The 4,959-nt window shown below is 73.4% G+C and carries 4 protein-coding genes; all 4 read left to right on the forward strand.

Features of this window, described 5'->3' with window-relative positions; genetic code table 11:
• The first annotated feature begins 408 nt into the window (after positions 1-408).
• From EF918_RS32310 to EF918_RS32325, 4 genes are read left to right on the forward strand one after another with little or no spacing between them, the layout of a single operon-like run.
• Positions 409-3,213, forward strand: coding sequence for a nitrate- and nitrite sensing domain-containing protein (locus EF918_RS32310; RefSeq protein ID WP_125652468.1), 2,805 nt, complete (start codon positions 409-411; stop codon positions 3,211-3,213).
• Positions 3,210-3,650: a roadblock/LC7 domain-containing protein gene (locus tag EF918_RS32315; RefSeq protein ID WP_125652469.1), complete on the forward strand. Its 441-nt coding sequence runs from the start codon at positions 3,210-3,212 to the stop codon at positions 3,648-3,650. Before EF918_RS32310 ends, EF918_RS32315 begins: the two co-directional genes overlap by 4 nt.
• 11 nt (positions 3,651-3,661) lie before the next feature.
• Positions 3,662-4,099: a DUF742 domain-containing protein gene (locus tag EF918_RS32320; protein ID WP_125652470.1), complete on the forward strand. Its 438-nt coding sequence runs from the start codon at positions 3,662-3,664 to the stop codon at positions 4,097-4,099.
• Positions 4,080-4,700: an ATP/GTP-binding protein gene (locus EF918_RS32325; protein ID WP_125652471.1), complete on the forward strand. Its 621-nt coding sequence runs from the start codon at positions 4,080-4,082 to the stop codon at positions 4,698-4,700. The genes EF918_RS32320 and EF918_RS32325 overlap by 20 nt, the downstream gene beginning before the upstream one ends.
• Positions 4,701-4,959: the final 259 nt, after the last annotated feature.

The following is a 4,959-nucleotide window of genomic DNA, read 5'->3' on the forward strand; positions in this document are numbered from 1 at the left end:
GCCGAACCCGTCGAAGCTGCTCTTCATGCCTGGCTCACTCCCCACCCCCCGTCCGGCCATGCCCTGACGAACGGAAGGACGCTCGAAGGCCGTTCGAGATTCCCCACGGCCCGGACGCCCCGCTCCTGTCCCACGAGGCCCTCCTTGATGCCGGAACGAAGAATTCCAGCCATCCATTCCGCTACGGGAACTGACGGCGCACCAGGTGTCATGTGACACATAACGGTCGTCAGGTGCCGGGACCTATCGGACAACTGGTGATCTTCGCCCGGCGCCCCGGCCGAAAACGTCCGGACAGGCCTTCGAGTGCACTCGGCGTCAGTAGTAGGCTCACGCCGTTTCATTGACGTGCGACCGACGGAACACCGACCCCCGACGGCGGGGTGGCTGGGGGAGGCTGGGGAGGCCATGCGCTTTCGCGGGAAGTCGATCCGCTGGAAGATCGTGGCGTTGCTGCTGGTGCCGCTCGTCTCCCTGACCGCCCTGTGGGGCTTCGCCACGGTCATCACCGGCCGCCAGGCCCTCAAGCTCCTCGACGTCTCCTACGTCATCGACAAGGTGGGCTACCCGGTCGAGGACGTCGTCCGCGTCATCCAGAAGGAACGCCGCCAGACCCTCGTCGTGCTCGGCGACCCGCGCGCCTCCGCCGCCACCGCCGAACTCACCAAGCGGCGCGCCGATACGGACGAACTCGTCCGCAAGATCAGCGTCAACGCCAAGGACCCCGAGGTCGTCGACGAGCTCAGCGACGACGCCCTGCGCCGGCTGCGTTCCATCCTGGACGCCTTCCACGGCATCGACGCCCTGCGCAACTCCGTGGACCAGACGCGGCTGGACCCCAGCCAGGCCCTGGAGCTCTACAACCGCCTCGTCGACCCCTGCTACGACTTCCTGCAGAACCTCCACGCGCTGGAGGACGTCCAGATGGACAAGGAAGGCCGGGCCCTCGTCGGCATCACCCGCGCCCGCGAGGCCCTCGCGCGCGAGGACGCCGTGGTCGCCGCCGCGCTGGCCGCCCGTAACGTCAGCGCCGTCGACCTGCGCCGCGTCTCCGACGCCATCGCCAACCGGCAGGTGCTCTACCAGGTCAACCTCGACATCCTCCCGGCCGACGACCGCGTGCTGTTCGAGCAGTTCTGGTCGGGCCCGCAGACCAAGCCGCTGCGCGAGGCCGAGGAGAAGCTGATCGCGGCCGGGCCGGGCAAGAACCCCAAGCTGACCTCCGCGCAGTGGGACGAGGTCGCCCTGCACGTCCTGGACGACGTCGCCGTGATGGGCACCGCCGCCGGCGACCGCTACAAGGAGCGGGTCGAGCCCGTCGCCCTCGACGTCCTGATCAAGGCCGCCGTCGCCGGCATCCTCGGATTCGCCGCTCTGATCGTCTCCCTGGTCCTGTCCGTCCGGATCGGCAGCGAGCTGATCCGCGACCTGTCGCGGCTGCGCAAGGAGGCGCACGAGGCCTCCGGCGTGCGGCTGCCCAGCGTCATGCGGCGCCTGGCCGCCGGCGAGCAGGTGGACGTCGAGACCGAGGCGCCGCGCCTGGAGTACGAGAAGGACGAGGTCGGCCAGGTCGGCCACGCCCTCAACACCCTCCAGCGCGCCGCCGTCGAGGCCGCCGTCAAGCAGGCCGAGCTGCGGCGCGGCGTCTCCGAGGTCTTCGTCAACCTCGCCCGACGCAACCAGGTCCTGCTGCACCGCCAGCTCACCCTGCTGGACACCATGGAACGGCGCACCGAGGACACCGAGGAGCTCGCCGACCTCTTCCGCCTCGACCACATGACCACCCGCATGCGCCGGCACGCCGAGGGCCTGGTGATCCTCTCCGGCGCCGCGCCCTCCCGCCAGTGGCGCAAGCCCGTCCAGCTCATGGACGTCGTCCGCGCCGCCGTCGCCGAGGTCGAGGACTACGAGCGGATCGAGGTACGGCGGCTGCCCCGGCTCGGCATCACCGGCCCGGCCGTCGCCGACATCACCCACCTCGTCGCCGAACTCCTGGAGAACGCCACCGTGTTCTCACCGCCGCACACGGCGGTCCAGGTGCACGGCGAGCGGGTCGCCAACGGCTTCACCCTGGAGATCCACGACCGCGGCCTCGGCATGACCCCCGAAGCACTGCTCGACGCGAACCTGAGGATCTCGGACTCGCCCGAGTTCGCGCTGTCCGACACCGACCGGCTCGGCCTGTTCGTGGTCAGCCGCCTCGCCCAGCGCCACCACGTCAAGGTCTCGCTCCAGCCCAGCCCGTACGGCGGTACGACCGCGGTGGTCCTGCTGCCCGCGGCCCTGCTCACCGACGCTCCCGAGACCAACGGCAGCGGCCTCCAGCTCGGCGGCCCCGACCGCTCCCGGCGGACCACCCCGGCCGTCGCCGCCGCCCGCCCCGGCGGGCGCGGAAACGGTACGGCAGGCCGGCACCCGCTGCCCGCCGCCCTGCTGGACGGCCCCGTGGAGCTGGAGGCCCCGCTCAGCGTCCTCGGCCTCGACGCCCCCGCCGCCCCCGGCGACGTCCCGGCCCTGGCCGGCGTCCGCCCGCCCATGGCCAGCCTGGACGACGAGACCCCGCCCGGCGGCACCCCGCGCAGCGCCCTGCTCGGCCTGCGCCCCGCCGAGGTCGACCGCACCGACCGGGGCGGGCGGGACAAGCGCGACCGCCGGGACCGCACCGACCCCTGGGACAAGCGCGACACCGCCGGCACCGCCGGCGCCCCCACCGGTCCGGTCCGCCTGGACGGCGCCGGCACCGAGGCCCCAGGTCCCGACGCCCCGCGCACGCCTTCGGGCGCCGTACCGCTGCCGCGCCGCCGCCGGACGCCGACCCTGGTGGCCGAGCACGGCCGCCGGGTGGGCACCCGCCCCGTGTCGGTCGTCCCGCAGCCCGGGACCGGGCCGGACACCGCCCCGGACCGGGCCCCGCGGCCGGAGGCGCCCGCCGCGCCGGCCGCCGCCCCCGGCGGCCTGCCCCGCCGGGTCCGGCAGGCGAACCTGGCCCCCCAGCTGAGGAACACCCCGCACCGCCCCGCCGCCGAGGCATCCGCCGCACCCGTCGCCGACCGCGACGCGGACGAGGTACGGGCGCGGATGTCGTCACTCCAGCGCGGCTGGACGGCGGGCCGCAGACAGAACGCAGAACAGCAGCCCGAGGCCGGCACCGGCACGACCGCCGCGACCACCGGTCCCGAGCACCAGAACGAGAACGAGGGGGACGGTCGATGACCGCACCGCAGACCGCAGGCAGCAACGAGGCCAAGGGACGCGGGGGCCAGCTCGGCTGGCTCCTGGACGAGCTGGTCGACCGGGTCGCCAGCATCCGCAAGGCGGTGATCCTCTCCGGCGACGGCCTGCCCACCGGCTCCTCCCGGGACCTGACCCGCGAGGACAGCGAGCACCTGGCCGCGGTCGCCTCCGGCTTCCACAGCCTGGCCAAGGGAGTCGGCCGGCACTTCGACTCCGGGCAGGTACGCCAGACCGTGGTCGAGCTGGACGAGGCGTTCCTGTTCGTCATGGCCGCCGGCGACGGCAGCTGCCTGGCCGTGCTCTCCGACGCCGACTCCGACGTCGGCCAGGTCGCGTACGAGATGACCCTGATGGTCAAGCGGGTGGGCGTCCACCTGGGTACGGCCCCGCGCACCGGGCTGCCAGCCGGAGGGTGAGGTCGGACCGGATGAGCGACGAGGTCCAGGACGCCACCGGCACCCCGCACGCCCCCGACGGCGCCCCGGGCGCCCACCCGCACTGGTTCGACGAGGACGCGGGCCCCGTCGTCCGCCCGTACGCGATGACGCGCGGGCGGACGAGCCACGCGGCCCAGCACCGGCTCGACCTGATCGCGCTGGTGGTCGCCGAACCGGCGGCGGACGACCCGGCCTGGGACATGACCCTGTCCCCGGAGCACGCCCACATCCTCCAGCTGTGCCGGCAACAGCCGCAGTCGGTCGCCGAACTCGGCGCTGACCTGGACCTTCCGGTCGGGGTGGTCCGGGTGCTGATCGGCGACCTCGTGGACGACGAACTGGTCCACGTGACCCGGCCGGTTCCCCCGGCCGAACTCCCCGACGAATCCATTCTGCGTGAGGTGATCGATGGCCTTCGGGCGCTCTAGCCGCAGCGGCGTCATGCACGCCGTGTCGCCGATCGAGCCGCTGACCCTGAAGATCCTGGTCGCCGGCGGCTTCGGGGTCGGCAAGACCACCCTGGTCAGCGCGGTCAGCGAGATCAGACCGCTGCGCACGGAGGAACTGCTCTCCGAGCCCAGCGCCTCCGTGGACGACCTCAGCGGGGTGGAGACCAAGAGCACCACCACCGTGGCCATGGACTTCGGCCGGATCACCCTGCGCGACGACCTGGTGCTGTACCTGTTCGGCACCCCCGGCCAGGACCGGTTCTGGTTCCTGTGGGACGAACTGGCCCAGGGCGCGCTCGGTGCGGTGGTCCTCGCCGACACCCGCCGGCTCGCGGACTGCTTCGCGGCCGTCGACTACTTCGAGCGGCGCGGCATCCCGTTCCTGGTGGCGGTCAACTGCTTCGACGGCGCCGACCGGCACCCGGTGGTGACCGTACGCGACGCACTCGACCTGGAACCGGAGGTCCCGGTCCTGCTGTGCGACGCACGGGACCGCGAGTCGGTCAAGGACGTGCTGGTCGGGGTCGTCGAGCACGCGATGTCCCTGGCCCGGGCCCGCCGTCAGGCCGCCCAGGTCTGACGTCCGCGCGGGGACGCGTGGAGGCGGCCCGTACCCCCGCCGACTGGGGTACGGGCCGCGGCTCTCATGGGGGGTCGGGGGTCGCGCCCGTCGGGGGCGCGAGCGACTGTGCAGGCAGTGTGAACCTGCCGCCGGGGGCCGTCAAGCGTTCGGACAACGGCACCGGTTCGGGCACCGCTCCGGGGGACCGGTTCCGGCCACCCGCGGGGCCCCCGCCGGGCTCCCGGCGCCCGCGGGCGCGGGCATGACGGCCATCCAT

This window comes from Streptomyces sp. WAC06614, from assembly GCF_003949795.1.
Classification (GTDB): Bacteria; Actinomycetota; Actinomycetes; order Streptomycetales; family Streptomycetaceae; genus Streptomyces.

What these genes read in the sequence shown, in the direction of transcription:
- EF918_RS32325 (WP_125652471.1), top strand. Translation starts at nt 4,080, where the DNA reads ATGGCCTTCGGGCGCTCTAGCCGCAGCGGCGTCATGCACGCCGTGTCG.
- EF918_RS32315 (WP_125652469.1), top strand. Translation starts at nt 3,210, where the DNA reads ATGACCGCACCGCAGACCGCAGGCAGCAACGAGGCCAAGGGACGCGGG.
- EF918_RS32320 (WP_125652470.1), top strand. Translation starts at nt 3,662, where the DNA reads ATGAGCGACGAGGTCCAGGACGCCACCGGCACCCCGCACGCCCCCGAC.
- EF918_RS32310 (WP_125652468.1), top strand. Translation starts at nt 409, where the DNA reads ATGCGCTTTCGCGGGAAGTCGATCCGCTGGAAGATCGTGGCGTTGCTG.